This window comes from Pantoea sp. Fr+CA_20 (genome assembly GCF_024520835.1).
In the GTDB taxonomy this organism is placed as follows: Bacteria; Pseudomonadota; Gammaproteobacteria; order Enterobacterales; family Enterobacteriaceae; genus Pantoea; species Pantoea allii.
Genome location: NZ_JALNPN010000005.1, coordinates 112,752 through 127,619, shown reverse-complemented (window position 1 = coordinate 127,619; position 14,868 = coordinate 112,752). Strand labels below are relative to the sequence as shown.

Below are 14,868 nucleotides of genomic sequence, written 5' to 3'. Positions count from 1 at the left end.
AAAACTGCTTCGAAAATCGCCTCAGCTGCCTGAATTGCATTTGCCTTCATGAAGGCGGCTGCGACGTAGTGAACGAAACCGAAACTCCCGCCGAATGCCCGCACGTAGTGGATTTTTGCTCTTACTACCAGATTGATTTATCGAGAAAATTCAAACGCTGATTTGAGGTATCCCACGTATGGAACCAACCCATCTATCGCCATATTGCCTGGCGCTTGAAACTTTGCGCGCCCAGCCTACCCACCAGCTAAAACAGATTGGCGATCAGTGGCGTACGCCCGATCGTCTCTGGTGGGGAATAAATTCGATGTTCGGTCCGTTCGTGCTGGACCTCTTCGCCGATGAGAGTAATGCCAAATGCGAGGCGTATTACAGCGCCGAAGATAACACACTTTCGCAGAACTGGTCGGAACGCCTGGCAGAGCTAAAAGGCGCAGCATACGCTAACCCGCCCTATTCCCGCGCCTCGCAGCACGACGGGCAGTATATAACAGGCATGCGCCAGATAATGGCCCATACGCTGACGATGCGAGAGGCTGGCGGTCGCTACGTCTTTCTGATTAAAGCGGCAACGGGCGAAGTCTGGTGGCCCGAGGATGCCGACCATATCGCCTTCATTCGGGGCCGAATCAGTTTTGACCTGCCCGTCTGGTACCGGCCAGAAGAAGGCCAGCCCAGCGAATCGTCTGCCGGGTTTGGCGCTGCTGTCGCTGTTTTTGATAAGTCCTGGCGAGGGCCAAAGTTCGATTACATCAGTCGTGATAAGTTGGAAGCCCGCGGCGCCACGTTTATGGCTCAAATTGAGCGAGCCGCGCAACGTCTGACGCCTCCAAATATTCCGGTCCCCATCCCAGAGTCAGCGAATGATGTCTGGCCAGCCGAAGTGCAGCTATTAGCGGACCAGCTTCCAGATCTTAATTCACTCGCTACCGAGCACAAGCGCAAGGTCATGCATCACATGAACCGCATGCTGCTGGAGCGCCAGCCCTCAACAGAAATCATTGCTGCAGCGCAGTCGCTGACGGCCACTTTCGGAGAACAAACCCTGTGAGAGAAATCATTGTCGATAATTTTGCCGGGGGCGGCGGAGCCAGCACCGGCATTGAAATGGCAACCGGCCGCAGTGTCGATATCGCCATTAACCATGATCCAAACGCGATCGCCATGCACACCACCAACCACCCTGACACGCTTCATTACTGTGAGTCTGTGTTCGACATTGACCCAGTGGCAGCGACCGCAGGTGCACCAGTCGGGCTGGCGTGGTTTTCACCTGACTGCCGCCATTTCAGCAAAGCCAAAGGCAGTAAACCGGTTAAAAAAGAAATTCGCGGTCTGGCCTGGATAGTCGTTCGCTGGGCACTGGCAAAGCGTCCCCGCGTTATCATGCTTGAGAACGTCGAAGAATTTAAAACCTGGGGGCCGCTGTTACCCACAGAGGAACGACCGGATACGGCCCGCGCAGGTGAAACCTTTGCCGCGTTCGTCGGCATGCTGAGTACCGGTGTTCCTGCTGATCACCCTGCGCTGGATGAGGTCTGCGACTTTCTGCAAATCGGCAGGCACAGCGCAGACGCGCATAAACTGGTAAAAGGCCTGGGCTATGCAGTTGAGCATCGGGAATTACGTGCCTGCGATTTCGGCGCGCCAACCATCCGTAAACGCTTCTTTATGGTCATGCGCTGTGACGGGCAACCAGTAACGTGGCCGGAGCCCTCACACGGTGATCCGAAAAGCCTGGCCGTCCAGTCCGGACACCTCAAGCCATGGCGCACAGCTGCCGAGTGCATCGACTGGTCTATTCCCTGCCCGAGCATATTTGGACGCAGTAAGCCGCTGGCAGAAAACACGATGAAACGTATTGCACGCGGCATCCAGCGATTCGTGCTCGACAATCCGACTCCGTTTATCGTTAAGTGCAATCACACCACCAGCAAAGGTGGATATGACTGCTTTCGCGGACAGTCGCTGCACGACCCGCTACAGACAATCACGCGCAAACATGGCTATGCGGTGGTCACACCTCATCTGACAAAATTCCGTACCGGGGCAACCGGGCAGGAAGTTACCGATCCTGTACCTACCATTACAGCGGGTACCTCTAAACGTCCGGGCGGCAATGGTCATGCGCTGGGCATGGTTATCACGCACCTGACTCCGTTTATCGTAGGTGCCTGTGGCCCGAAATACTCTGCTAATCCCCGGTCTACAGACCAGCCGATTAATACCGTGGTTAACAAAAATCACTCCTGCCTGATAACACCAGTGGTTGTAAGACAGTTTGGCAAAAGCACTGGCCATACTGTTGATTCACCATCAGGCACAGTGACAGCTGGCGGCGGAGGAAAAAGCGCTCTGGTTTGTCCGACCTTAATTCAGATGGGATACGGGGAAAGAGTCGGACAGGCACCGCGCGTACTGAATCTGGGTAAACCTGTCGGAACTGTCACAGCGGGCGGCAACAAGTTTGCGCTTGTCTCGGCGTTCATGGCTAAGCATTTTGGCGGCAACTATACCGGCCCCGGCGCCGCGGTAGATGGGCCAGCACATACCGTAACCACCACGGATCATCATGCACTGGTTACCGCTAACATCATGGTTAACAACACGGGCCACCCGGGCGGCTCCGTTGAGGAACCCGCTCACACAGTGACGACCGGAAATCACCATGCTGTTGTCACATCGAACCTTATTAAGTTTCGCGGAACCAATACGGGCCAGACCACTGACAGCCCGGCCCACACTATCACAGCAAACGGTAATCACCTGGGCGAGGTCCGGGCGTTCCTGATGAAATATTACGGGAATGAAAAAGGCGGCGTAAGCCTGGACGAACCGCTGGGAACGGTGACCACTAACGACCGCTTTGGTCTGGTCACGGTCGATGGCACCGATTATCAGATTGTCGATATCGGCATGCGCATGCTCCAGCCGCATGAGCTCTATGCTGCGCAGGGTTTCCCTTCCTGGTATGTCATCGATCGGGATTATCGCGGTAACAAATATGCCAAAGATAAACAGGTTGCCCGCTGCGGCAATGCCGTTCCACCCCCGTTTGCCGAGGCGCTTGTAAGGGCCAATTTGCCGGAAATGTGTTCGCCTCTTTCACAGGAGAAAATCGCATGAAAGAAATCCCTTCTCGCCAGATGGCTGTCATTGGAACGAACGAAAAAACAGGTGAGGAAGTGTACTTTAAATCAGCTTATTACGCTCCGGGTTTCCACCGTTCTGGAATTAAAGAAGCAATAAGCGGACGTGCAAAGTCACACCGTGGTTACACGTGGCGTTATGCAACGAAAAAAGAGCGTGAGTATTACTCTAACCACTAATTTCCATCCTTCTAACTTAATAGGAATTCTTATATTAAGGGGTCATCATGCCAGAAATAACTTTGCGTGAATGGAACGAACGTCAACCACGCCCCCGGTGTATGGAACAGGTAAGGCGCTGGGTCAGGCAGCACAGGCTTTTCCCACCACCTCGCCTTGATGGGCGTGAATACCTCATTCAAGAGGATGCTGTAAAAATTGATCCAAGAAATCCTGCAGCAACGCCCCAGCTAAAAAAATCATTAACCCAGAGGATAAGAAATGGCAGCAAGGAGACGAAGCAGTAAAACCAATGACCTCCCTCCGAATTTATATTGTCGGAATGGTTATTACAGTTTTCGTGACCCAAGGACGGGTAAGGAATATGGGCTGGGTCGTGATAAAAGGTATGCTGTCACTCAAGCTATTGATGCCAACATGACGATAGTAATTAAGCCTGTGAGAGGGTTAGTAGACAGAATAAATAATACGGAAGTTCATAATATGGGTGAGTGGTGTGAAAAATACATACAAATTTTAGAACGTAGAGAAATAAGCTCTGGAACAATGGCTGAATATAAAAGCCGCGTTAACGCCATAAAAAATACGTTTTTTGATTCCCATGTGAATAGCATAACAACAAAGGATATAGCTATATTTCTTGAGGGTTATGTTACATCGGGTAAAGAAGCCAGGGCGAAACTTTTACGCTCAACTTTATTAGATATGTTCCGCGAGGCAATAGCCGAAGGGATAGTGGAAACTAATCCAGTAGAAGCCACCAGAAACGCCAGAATAAAGATTAAACGCAGCAGGTTATCAGAGGATGAGTTCAACGCCATTCTTGCCGCAACAAATGGGTGTCAACCATGGATTTCTCTAAGTATGAAACTGGCTTTGGTCACAGCCCAGCGCGTAAGTGACATCGTTAAAATGAGATGGGAGCAAATTCATAATGAGAGGATCCGCGTAGAACAGAAGAAGACGGGGATGAAACTTGCTATACCTCTTTCAACAGCTGTGGGTGGTATGACTCTTTCAGACGTTCTGGGGGAGTGCCGATCACTCTATGCGTCGTGTTCCACTGTCATAGCAACGCGGACGGGTGGCGAGCTTGACGTTAAAAGCGTATCTCGTGCTTTTGCTAAAGCGAGAGACGCAACAGGAATCAACTGGGAAGGTAACCCACCATCTTTTCATGAGATCAGGAGTCTTGCTGCAAGGCTGTATGAAGCAGGTAAAGGGGAAAAATACGCTCAGAGCATCCTCGGACACAAGTCAGCGGAGATGACTGAGCGTTACACAGACGCTCGGGGTAGCCAATGGCTGGAGATAGAATAATGGATTAATTTCGAATGATTTCGGATTTTTCACCGTAACCAATTAAAACTTAGCTAATTTTTCCAAAATCCATCAATCCAGCTCATTGATGACCTTTCTGTTAAAAACTGACCTGGTCCAGTCGTCTCGATACTGCTGAAAACCGCTTCAGCAGACGGTAAATGTCGCTCATTAAACCACAACCAATTAAGACTGTGGATAAAAATCTGGTCTTACCCCTGAGCAACGCCGCTGCTCAGGGTGGATTTTACTGCTTAGCCTGGCGGCGATGACGCCAGATTTCAATCACACCCGGCAGAATCGATACCACGATGATCCCGAGGATAAGCAGCTTAAGATTTTCCTGCACCACAGGCAAATCGCCAAACAGATAACCCGCATAGGAGAACAGCAGCACCCAGGCCAGCGCGCCAGTGACGTTAAACAGCGCGAAGTGGCGATAGGACATGTGCCCCATTCCGGCGACGAAAGGCGCAAAGGTGCGCACGATAGGCACGAAGCGGGCCAGAATAATGGTTTTCCCCCCGTGACGGGCATAAAACGCATGGGTTTTATCGAGATAGCTGCGGCGGAAAATCTTTGAGTCTGGGTTACTGAACAGCCGTTCGCCAAACAGTTTGCCAATGGTGTAGTTCACGGCATCCCCGAGAATAGCGGCAATGACCAACAGCGCCACCATGAGATGCACGTTGAGATCGTTACCCGGCAACGCGGCCAGCGCCCCTGCCACGAACAGCAGCGAATCCCCTGGCAAAAACGGCGTCACCACTAATCCCGTTTCGCAGAACAAAATCAGGAATAAAATGGCGTAAATCCAGATGCCATACTGCGCTACTAATTCGGCCAGATGCACGTCAATGTGCAGAATAAAATCGACCACAAAATGGATGAACTCCATAACGATCCCTTGTACGTAAGGTTAATTAATCCGCGAGGAACAATGGCCCCATCGCCGGCTGTGGTAAAGCAAAATGCGCGGGATAATCCACCGCAACCAGATAAAGCCCTTCGGCTTTCGCCGTCGCCGCTGCCAGGGTACGGTCTTTGGCGGCCAGCAGTTCAGCCATCCAGGATTCTGACTGATTTCCACAGCCAATTTCCATCAGACTTCCGACAATATTGCGCACCATATGGTGCACAAAGGCATTCGCTTTGATATCGACAATCACATAAGGCCCCTGACGCGTGACATTAAGGTGCATCACATTGCGCCACGGCGTTCGCGACTGGCACTGCACGGCGCGAAAAGACGTAAAATCATTCTCGCCCAGCAGGCACTGACCGGCACGCTGCATCTTTTCCACATCCAGAGGATAGTAAAAGTGCGTTACACCGTTGCCCAGAATCGCCGGACGTAGCCGCTGATTGTAAATCAGATAACGATAGCGCCGGGCCGTCGCGCTAAAGCGGGCGTGAAAGTCATCCGGCACCGCCTTTACCCAACGCACAGCGATATCATCAGGCAGGTTGGCGTTGACGCCTAACGTCCAGGCCGCATCGGCACGCGGCGCCACGGTTTCAAAATGCACCACCTGTCCGGTGCCATGGACCCCGGCATCGGTGCGGCCGGCACAGAATACGCTGACCGGATGGTCAGCCACTTTCGACAGCGCCCGCTCCAGCTTTTCCTGCACGCTGCGCACTTCCTGCTGACGTTGCCAGCCATAGTAACGGCTGCCGTCGTACTCAATGCCCAGTGCCAGTTTTTTTGTCTGACCTTCTGACATCAGTACATGTACTCCTGGACCAGCTTCTCAGCGGTTTTTACGACCATCAGTGCGCCGCCGAAACGAACGTTGTCCGCCACTGACCAGAACTGCAACAGCTCCGGAATGCCGTAATCATTACGCACACAGCCGATGCTCATTTCATCGGTGCCGGAGGCATCCGTGACCGGCGTCGGCACCTCGGCCTCTTCACTCAGACGAATATCGGCCGCCAGTGCCCATTCTGCCCTCGCCTCTTCGGCCGACAGCGGGCGCAGGTTTTCAATGTGGACAATCTGCGCATTGCCATAAAACACCGGTGCCTGAATGCTGCTGACGGCAACCGGCAACCCGTCGTCCTGTAACACTTTACGCACCTGATCGACCAGGCGACGCTCGCTTTCTACGCTGCCTTCACTGTCCGCCTGCTGCGGCAGAAGGTTAAAAGCCAGCTGGCGACCAAAATGGTGCTCGTCAGCGGGCACGCCGTTCAGCAAACGTGCACTTTCCCCTGCCAGCGCATCCACGGCCGCTTTGCCGTGCGTGGAGACAGAGATCAGATTCGTCACCTGTAAACGGCCTAAACCTGCCGCATCGACCAGCGGTTTAATCGCCGTCAGCAGCTGGCTCACCAGATTATCTGCCACGCTGATGATATTGCGATTACGGTAATCAGCCAGCACCTGGGGATTGACGTCCGGCACCACCAGCGGCACGTCCGGTGACAGGGCAAACAGCTCACTGCTGTCGATAACCAGGCAGCCTGCACTCGCCGCTTCTTCTGCATAGCGTTCTGATGCCTCGCGACCGGCTACAAAAAAGGCCAGTTGCGCCTGTGACCAGTCAAACTCCGCCGCGTTTTCGACCCGAACAGAGCGGCCTTCGAAACGTTTAATTTCACCGGCACCGTTATCGCTCGCCAGCAAATACAATTCACCAACCGGGAACTGGCGTTGAGCCAGCAGTTCCAGTACAGCGTTCCCTACTGCGCCTGTTGCGCCAAGTAGCGCAATATTCCAGCCGTCAGACATGTTGGTTTACCTCAGACAATGACATAAAAACAGAAGGCGGTGATGTCACCGCCCGGGGATTCAGAATTATCCCTACCTTCACCCGCCGTTCACGCAGGCGGAACCAATCAGGTTGAGGATAATATGGCGTTAAAGCCCAGTTGAATAAGCAGATCAGCGGTGGCCTGATCATCACAGTTCACCTGTAATGATGACCATTCACGACGCTCTTCATACTGTTTGCGCAGGCGGTCAAACTCGCCCGGTTTTGCCGCCACTTTTCGCAGTGGCGCATCATCGCGGCGCACATCATACACCAGATGCACTAACCGTTTCAGCGTTGGCTGATCGAGCGGCCCATTCAGACGGATCTGGCTGAATTCCGGCGTCGGTAACAGGCTGTCGAGCGGCACCTGCTGCGGTTGCCCAATAAAGTCGCACCAGGCCTCGAAAACCTGGGTGGTGCCGCGCGCTTTGCCTTCCAGGGTATAACCGGCAATGTGGGCTGTGGCGATATCGACCTTATCCAGCAGTGCCAGGGAGAGATCCGGCTCCGGCTCCCAGACGTCCAGCACCACGCTCAGATCGTGGCGCATGTTCAGCACTTCCAGCAGCGCGGCATTATCGACTACCGGGCCGCGGCAGGCATTAATCAGAATGGTGTCAGGCTTCAGGGCCATCAGTCGCGCAGCATCCGCCAGATGCCAGCTCTTGTAAGGGCCAGATTTAAACAGTGGCGTATGAAACGTCAAAATATCGGCCTGCTCAACCAGCGTATCGAGCGAGTGAAAATCCCCTTCGTCCCCACGGTCAGCCCGGGGTGGATCGCACAGCAGCGTTTTCACGCCCCAGGCTTCCAGGCGTTTCTGCAGACGGCTGCCCACGTTACCCACGCCAACAATGCCCACGGTACGATCGCGCAACAGAAAACCGTCGCGTTCAGCCAGCAGCAGCAAGGCAGAAAAAACATACTCTACGACGGCGATGGCGTTACAACCGGGTGCGGCCGAGAACGCGATGCCCGCCTGCGCCAGCCAGGCTTCATCGACGTGATCCGTCCCGGCCGTGGCCGTGCCCACAAACCTGACAGGTTTATCCTGCAGTAACGCCGCGTTAACCTGAGTGACCGATCGCACCATCAGTCCATCAGCGTCGGCTAATTGCGCTTCGGGTAATGGCCTACCAGGTACGGCAACCACATCGCCCGTACGGCTAAAGAGTTCACGGGCGTAGGGCATATTTTCATCGACGAGAATTTTCACCACGGCTTTCCTGTGTGTTGCATTTAAGGGCGCTATTCTGGCACAAAAGCCCCGCCTTAGCCTAACCTCCCCATGCCGTCGACCATAAGGCTGGCAGAAGCATGTCAGACAGGCGTAAACTGCCGCGGGTCTGAGGCTGGAGTCATGCTATGTTTTTTCTGTTTCCGCTGTTTGCGGTATTGATTTGGTCGGTTAACGCTATCGTTAATAAATTATCGGCGGGGGCAATCGAGCCTGCAGCCATCTCCTTTTATCGCTGGCTACTGGCGTTGCTGGTGTTAACGCCGTTTGTGTTACCCGGCGTAATACGGCGCTGGCAGGCAATCAGGCCGCACCTCTGGCGTTTGATGGTTCTGGGTCTGCTGGGCATGGCGCTGTATCAAAGTCTGGCTTACTATGCCGCCCACAGCGTGAGCGCCCTGTTTATGGGCATTATTGCGGCGCTGATTCCGCTGTTAACGGTGTTGCTCAGCGTGCTGGTCCTGCGGATTGCGCCGACGGTGGGCATTCTGGTGGGCAGCCTGATTTCGTTCTGCGGCTTAATCTGGCTGGTCAGCGCAGGCAACCTTCACCAGCTGCTGAATCACGGTATCGGTGCCGGAGAAGCGATGATGCTGGCGGCATCCAGCTGCTATGCGCTTTATGGCGTGATGACAAAACGCTGGTCGATTCCGTTGCCGGTCTGGCAGAGCCTTTACGTGCAAATTGCCTTTGGCGTTTTGTTGCTGTTACCCGGCTTTTTGATGACGTCAGATGTCTCGCTCACGCCGCGCAATCTTCCCCTGGTGGCCTTTGCCGGGCTGTTTGCCTCTATTCTTGCGCCCTGGCTGTGGATACATGGCGTTCAAAAGTTAGGGGCCAGCATCACCAGTATTTTTATGAATCTGACACCGGTGTTTACCGCCATCATTGCGGTGCTGTTTCTGCATGAACATCTGCACAGCTATCACTGGATTGGCGGCGGTCTGACGCTGACGGGCGTTCTGCTGGCCCAGCGGCTGCGCAGGCCGTTAACCGCGCGCAAACCGGTTAACACCGATCCACATTGAACTGGACGGTAACCCGTAGCCCGCCCAGTAACGGGCTGCGATCCAGCGTCACGACAGCACCGTGCCAGGCACAAATATCCTGGACCAGCGCCAGCCCAATGCCGGCGCCGGCATGCATAGCGGCATTATCCAGCCGGATAAAAGGCTGCAGCGCTTTTTGCTGCTCGTCCGGGCTAATCCCCGGTCCCGCGTCTTCAATTTGAAGCGTTCCGCCCTGGAGGCGCGCAGTGATCATCCCTTGAGAAGGGGTATATTTAATCGCGTTATCCAGCAGATTGGCACAGAGTTCGCCCAGCAACAGCGCGTCGCCTTTCACCTCACTGTGTTCATCACCCTCATAACCCAGATCAATGTATTTTGCGCGTGCCGCGGCATAACGGCTAAAGCAGGCCTCGCGGACGATGGCCGCTAAATCCACCCGCGCCATGGGCTTATCTTCCCCGTGACGGGCTTTAATTCGCGCCAGTTGCAGCAGGCGATCGGTCAGCAGGATGGTGTCATCCAGCGTATGCTGCATGCCCTGCAGGCTTTCGCGCCACTGTTCAGGCCGGTCGCTGTCCAGCGCCGTGCTGATCTGGGTTTTAAGGATGGTGAGCGGGGTGCGAAGCTGGTGAGCGGCATCGGCGCTAAACCTGTCCTGCCGCGCCAGTAGCCCTCTCAGTCGCTCAAGGTAGCGATTAAAGGCGATAATAAGCGGCTGTAACTCCGACCACGGCAGGGACGGTAACGGTGTCAGCGCCGCGCCGTTACGGCGCAGCACGATGCGTGACAGACGGCGCAGCGGCCGCAATACCCGGCGCAGCATCATGCTCGCCAGTAACAGCGTGATGAATACCAGCGCGCTTTGGCTGAGTAACGCAGTGCGCATCAGCCCCTGAGCAAATGCCTCACGGGAGTGAATGGTTTCCGCCACCAGCACCAGCGCCATGCCTTCCACGCCCGAGTCACTGACCGGCTGCCATAATGCAGCCACCCGAATGCGCTGCTTCTGGTAAAGCCCGTCATAAAAATGCACTAACGCGGGATAGGCTTCAGACATTTCGCTGGTGGCAGGAATCGGGGGCAGCCCGTCATAGCCTGATAACGTTTTGCCCTGGGGCGAAATCACCTGGTAATACAGGCGGTCATTCATATTGCGCTCAAAGCTGTCGAGCACCACCCAGGGCACATCCACCTCCAGATGCTGATGACGAACCACCAGCCGCTCGGCGACGGTGCGCGCAGAGGCCAACAGGGAGCGATCGTAGGCCTGATTCGCCGCCGCCAGACCGCTCTGATAATGGGTATAAACCGACAGAATCCACAGCAGCACCAGCGGCAGGCCGAGCCACGCCAGCAGCTCACCGCGTAGAGAGTGAATCAGTCGCATGGCAGGGTTTCCAGGCTATAGCCCAGCCCTCTCAGCGTCACAATGCCCACATCACTCCCGGCCAGTTTTTTCCGCACCCGATGGACATACAGCTCAATGCTTTCCGGGCTGGCCTCGTCCACCAGCGTAAAGGTCTGCTCATAGAGGTGCTGCCGCGAGACCGGACGGCCACGGCGCTGCATCAGCGTGGTAAGCACACTGGACTCACGCGGCGTCAGCGCCAGGGGTTTTTCGTCCAGCAAAAAGTAGCCCTCGCCGTTAAGCTCAAGCTGTCCCAGCGTTTGATTTTGTGGTGATTGCCCCTGTGAACGCCGCAACAGCGCACGCAGACGCGCATCCAGTTCATCCAGTTCGAAGGGTTTGGTCAGGTAGTCATCAGCACCGGTGTTCAGGCCGCGCACGCGGTCGTCCAGCGTAGTGCGCGCGGTCAGCAGCAGCACTGGCATATTTTGTCCCCGACGGCGCAGCCGCGTTAAGACCTCGATGCCATCCAGACGCGGCAAAGAGACATCCAGCACCACCAGCGCATAGTCTTCGCTTTGCAGGCTGTGGTCGGCCGCCACGCCATCGACCACCCAGTCCACGGCAAAGCCTTTCTGGGTTAACGCTTTCTGTAACCATCGCCCCAGTTCCGCCGTATCTTCAACCAGTAAGAGACGCATATCACATCCTTTCACTAAACCTCATCAATGAAAGGTAAATGAAAGGTTACTGATTTAACAATTCAGCAACGCCGAATTGTCGGTGGTAATCACACTCTGGAAGAAAGATGGAGCGCACGATGAAAAAAATAATCCATACCGCCCTCGCCTCTGCCCTGCTGGCTTTAATGTTGCCGTCATCCGGCTATGCCGCTGCACCAGACAGAACGGAATGCATCGCACCGGCTAAACCCGGTGGCGGTTTCGACCTGACCTGTAAGCTGATTCAGGTTTCGCTGATGGAAACCAAACAGATTGAGAAACCGATGCGCATCACCTATATGCCAGGCGGCGTGGGTGCAGTGGCCTATAACGCGATCATTGCGCAGCGTCCTGCCGAAGCCGGTACGGTCGTAGCCTTTTCGGGTGGCTCACTGCTGAATCTGTCCCAGGGCAAGTTTGGTCGCTATTCGGTTGATGACGTTAAGTGGCTGGCGGCGATTGGCACCGATTACGGCATGATTGCCGTCCGTGAAGACGCGCCGTGGAAAAACCTGGGCGAGCTCATGGCCGCGATGAAAAAAGATCCGACCAAAGTGGTGGTGGGCGCGGGTGCCTCCATCGGCAGCCAGGACTGGATGAAAACCGCGCTGATCGCAAAAGAAGCCGGTATTGATCCACGCAAAATGCGCTATGTCGCCTTCGAAGGCGGAGGTGAAGTGGTCACCGCCCTGTTGGGGAATCATATTCAGGTAATGTCGGGCGATCTCAGCGAGATGGTGCCGCATTTACAAGGGGGCAAACTGCGCGTGCTGGCGGTAATGGCAGACAAACGCCTGCCCGATCAGCTGGCGTCAATTCCGACCGCCAAAGAGCAGGGATTTAACGTGGAATGGCCCATTATCCGTGGCTTCTATCTTGGCCCTAAAGTCAGCGATGCCGATTATCAGTGGTGGCAGAGCGCCTTCGAGAAAATGGTGCAAACCCCAGAGTTCAAAAAGCAGCGCGAACTGCGTGGCCTGTTTGAATTCAATATGTTCGGCGCAGAACTGGATAAATACGTGAAAGATCAGGTTGCCGCTTACCGCGAGCAGGCGAAATCCTTTGGTCTGGCTAAGTAACCGGGGGACATCATGAGCGATCGTATTTTCGCCACCCTGTGGCTACTGATGTGCCTGGCAGGCCTGGTCATCGCCTGGCAAATTCAAAGCGAATACAGCTATGAGCCCGTTGGACCGCGTCCTTTTCCGCTCATCCTTCTCAGCCTGATGGCATTCTGTGCCCTGATGCTGCTGCTGAGAAAACCGGATGACATCCAGTGGCCCACGGCAGCCACGATGAAACGTCTGGTGGCGCTGGCGGTGATGATGCTGGTTTACGGCGGGATGTTTGAAACCCTGGGCTTTCCGCTATCCACTTCGCTGCTGACTTTCGGTCTCGGCATGCTGTTTGGTGCACGTTGGTGGGCCGCCCTGCTCTCCGGTGCGGTAATGGGATGGTCACTGTTCTACGCCTTTGACCGTTTACTTGACGTGACCTTGCCCGCTGGCAGCCTGTTCAATTAAGGAGAGAAATAATGGAAACCTGGTCTTTCCTGATGCACGGTTTTGCCGTTGCCATGACGCCTGAAAACCTGCTGATTGCCCTCATCGGCTGCTTTATCGGCACGATCGTCGGCTTACTGCCCGGACTCGGGCCGATCAACGGCGTGGCGATTTTGATGCCGCTGGCGTTCGCCCTGCACCTGCCTGCCGAATCAGCGTTGATTCTGCTGGCGACGGTTTATCTGGGTTGTGAATACGGTGGGCGCATTTCCTCCATCTTGCTCAACGTCCCGGGCGATGCCGGCGCGATCATGACCGCGCTGGATGGCTACCCGATGGCGCAGCAAGGCAAAGCGGGTGTGGCACTCTCGATCTCTGCCGTCAGCTCCTTCGTCGGTTCCACCATTGCCATCCTCGGCATCATCTTATTCGCCCCGTTGCTGGCCCGCTGGTCGCTAGCGTTTGGTCCGGCCGAATATTTTGCGCTAATGGTCTTTGCCATTGCCTGTCTGGGCAGCATGATGAGTCAGAATCCACTTAAGTCGTTCCTGTCGGCCCTGATCGGGCTGAGCATGGCGACCGTGGGCGTCGATGCCAATACCGGCGTCTATCGCTTCACCTTTGACAGTGTGCACCTTTCTGACGGCATCCAGTTTGTGGTGGTGGTCATTGGCCTGTTCTCGGTCAGCGAAATTTTGCTGATGCTGGAATCCACACACAGCGGGCAGAAAGTGGTCCGCGCAAGTGGCCGCATGATGTTCAATATGAAAGAGGCCGCCATGTCTACCGGTGCCACGCTGCGTGCCTCGTTTATTGGCTTCTTTGTGGGTGTGTTACCCGGCGCGGGCGCGACCATCGCCAGTGCTATCGCCTACATGGCCGAGAAAAAAATCAGCGGCAGCGATCAGTTTGGTAAAGGGGATATTCGCGGTGTGGCTGCGCCGGAAGCGGCGAACAATGCCTCCGCCTGTGGCTCGTTTATTCCGATGCTGACGCTCGGCATTCCCGGTTCCGGTACCACCGCAGTGATGGTCGGTGCGCTAACGTTGTATAACATCACCCCTGGCCCGGCGATGTTTACTGAGCAGCCGGATATTGTCTGGGGATTGATTGCCGCGCTGCTGATTGGCAACCTGATGCTGTTGATCATGAACATCCCGATGATTAACGTGTTTGCGCGTATGCTGACGATTCCGCTGTGGTTCTTAGTCCCGGCTATCGCCGCCATCTCCGCGGTGGGCGTTTATGCGGTTCACAGCACCACCTTTGACCTGCTGCTGATGGTGGGATTGGGCATTTTCGGCTATATCCTGCGAAAAATGGATTTCCCTATGTCACCGCTGATTTTGGGGTTTGTACTGGGTGAAATGCTGGAGCAAAACCTGCGTCGGGCGCTGTCTATCAGCAATGGTGAAATGGCTATCCTGTGGGAAAGCCCGATTGCCAAGGTGCTGCTTATCCTGGCTGTAGCCGTATTGATTGTGCCTCTGGTGTGGAAACGACTGCGCCGTAAACCCGCCCCCGTGCATCAGTAAGTAAATCTTTGTGCGAAACACACAAGCCCCGTGGATTTCCCAGGGGCTTTTGTTATCATAGCGTATTCTGTTTCCGGCGCACCCCACGCTGTTCTGTTTCCCA

At 55.0% G+C, this 14,868-nt stretch carries 15 protein-coding genes; 9 read left to right on the top strand and 6 right to left on the bottom strand.

The features are described 5' to 3' along the window. Positions 1 to 178: 178 nt before the first annotated feature. The 5 genes from NR177_RS08950 to NR177_RS08930 are packed head-to-tail and all read left to right on the top strand — an operon-like array spanning position 179 to position 4,649. Positions 179 to 1,051 (top strand): phage N-6-adenine-methyltransferase, encoded by an 873-nt coding sequence (locus NR177_RS08950; protein WP_256852716.1) that lies wholly within the window; start codon positions 179 to 181, stop codon positions 1,049 to 1,051. Beyond that, the gene (locus NR177_RS08945) at positions 1,048 to 3,126 is read left to right on the top strand and encodes a DNA cytosine methyltransferase (RefSeq protein WP_256852715.1); all 2,079 of its coding nucleotides are present in this window, start codon (positions 1,048 to 1,050) and stop codon (positions 3,124 to 3,126) included. Before NR177_RS08950 ends, NR177_RS08945 begins: the two co-directional genes overlap by 4 nt. Further along, positions 3,123 to 3,329: a hypothetical protein gene (locus NR177_RS08940; RefSeq protein WP_256852714.1), complete on the top strand. Its 207-nt coding sequence runs from the start codon at positions 3,123 to 3,125 to the stop codon at positions 3,327 to 3,329. Before NR177_RS08945 ends, NR177_RS08940 begins: the two co-directional genes overlap by 4 nt. A 47-nt stretch (positions 3,330 to 3,376) precedes the next feature. Beyond that, on the top strand, positions 3,377 to 3,616 hold the full coding sequence (locus NR177_RS08935; RefSeq protein WP_306278005.1) for an excisionase: 240 nt from the start codon (positions 3,377 to 3,379) through the stop codon (positions 3,614 to 3,616). Beyond that, complete coding sequence (locus NR177_RS08930) at positions 3,591 to 4,649, top strand: site-specific integrase (RefSeq protein ID WP_256852713.1); 1,059 nt, start codon at positions 3,591 to 3,593, stop codon at positions 4,647 to 4,649. Before NR177_RS08935 ends, NR177_RS08930 begins: the two co-directional genes overlap by 26 nt. 247 nt (positions 4,650 to 4,896) lie before the next feature. Here the strand turns inward: NR177_RS08930 and NR177_RS08925 are convergent, their stop codons facing one another. The 4 genes from NR177_RS08925 to pdxB form a co-directional block, all read right to left on the bottom strand. Next, positions 4,897 to 5,547: a DedA family protein gene (locus NR177_RS08925; protein WP_063880328.1), complete on the bottom strand. Its 651-nt coding sequence runs from the start codon at positions 5,545 to 5,547 to the stop codon at positions 4,897 to 4,899. Positions 5,548 to 5,572: 25 nt separating this feature from the next. After that, positions 5,573 to 6,376 carry a tRNA pseudouridine(38-40) synthase TruA gene (truA, locus tag NR177_RS08920; RefSeq protein WP_109717424.1) on the bottom strand — a complete coding sequence of 268 codons (804 nt, stop codon included), beginning with the start codon at positions 6,374 to 6,376 and terminating at the stop codon, positions 5,573 to 5,575. Next, the gene (locus tag NR177_RS08915; protein ID WP_256852712.1) at positions 6,376 to 7,386 is read right to left on the bottom strand and encodes an aspartate-semialdehyde dehydrogenase; all 1,011 of its coding nucleotides are present in this window, start codon (positions 7,384 to 7,386) and stop codon (positions 6,376 to 6,378) included. Before NR177_RS08915 ends, truA begins: the two co-directional genes overlap by 1 nt. A gap of 107 nt (positions 7,387 to 7,493) precedes the next feature. Next, entirely contained in the window at positions 7,494 to 8,627 is a 1,134-nt protein-coding gene (gene pdxB / locus NR177_RS08910) for a 4-phosphoerythronate dehydrogenase PdxB (protein WP_063880331.1), read from the bottom strand. Between the two features lie 149 nt (positions 8,628 to 8,776). Between pdxB and NR177_RS08905 the strand changes: the two genes are divergently transcribed. Beyond that, complete coding sequence (locus tag NR177_RS08905) at positions 8,777 to 9,676, top strand: DMT family transporter (protein ID WP_256852711.1); 900 nt, start codon at positions 8,777 to 8,779, stop codon at positions 9,674 to 9,676. Here NR177_RS08905 and NR177_RS08900 read toward each other — a convergent pair. Next, the gene (locus NR177_RS08900; protein ID WP_256852710.1) at positions 9,657 to 11,045 is read right to left on the bottom strand and encodes a sensor histidine kinase; all 1,389 of its coding nucleotides are present in this window, start codon (positions 11,043 to 11,045) and stop codon (positions 9,657 to 9,659) included. The two genes, NR177_RS08905 and NR177_RS08900, sit on opposite strands and share 20 nt — an antisense overlap. Continuing rightward, positions 11,036 to 11,707, bottom strand: a complete 672-nt coding sequence (gene tctD / locus NR177_RS08895; RefSeq protein ID WP_063880334.1) for a transcriptional regulator TctD — start codon at positions 11,705 to 11,707, stop codon at positions 11,036 to 11,038. Before tctD ends, NR177_RS08900 begins: the two co-directional genes overlap by 10 nt. A 119-nt stretch (positions 11,708 to 11,826) precedes the next feature. On the opposite strand from tctD, the gene NR177_RS08890 reads away from it, so the two are divergent. From NR177_RS08890 to NR177_RS08880, 3 genes are read left to right on the top strand one after another with little or no spacing between them, the layout of a single operon-like run. Beyond that, positions 11,827 to 12,807 carry a tripartite tricarboxylate transporter substrate binding protein gene (locus tag NR177_RS08890; protein ID WP_082875239.1) on the top strand — a complete coding sequence of 327 codons (981 nt, stop codon included), beginning with the start codon at positions 11,827 to 11,829 and terminating at the stop codon, positions 12,805 to 12,807. A 12-nt stretch (positions 12,808 to 12,819) separates the two neighbouring features. Then, positions 12,820 to 13,251 (top strand): tripartite tricarboxylate transporter TctB family protein, encoded by a 432-nt coding sequence (locus NR177_RS08885; protein WP_172898302.1) that lies wholly within the window; start codon positions 12,820 to 12,822, stop codon positions 13,249 to 13,251. Between the two features lie 11 nt (positions 13,252 to 13,262). Beyond that, the gene (locus tag NR177_RS08880; RefSeq protein WP_145393994.1) at positions 13,263 to 14,765 is read left to right on the top strand and encodes a tripartite tricarboxylate transporter permease; all 1,503 of its coding nucleotides are present in this window, start codon (positions 13,263 to 13,265) and stop codon (positions 14,763 to 14,765) included. Positions 14,766 to 14,868: the final 103 nt, after the last annotated feature.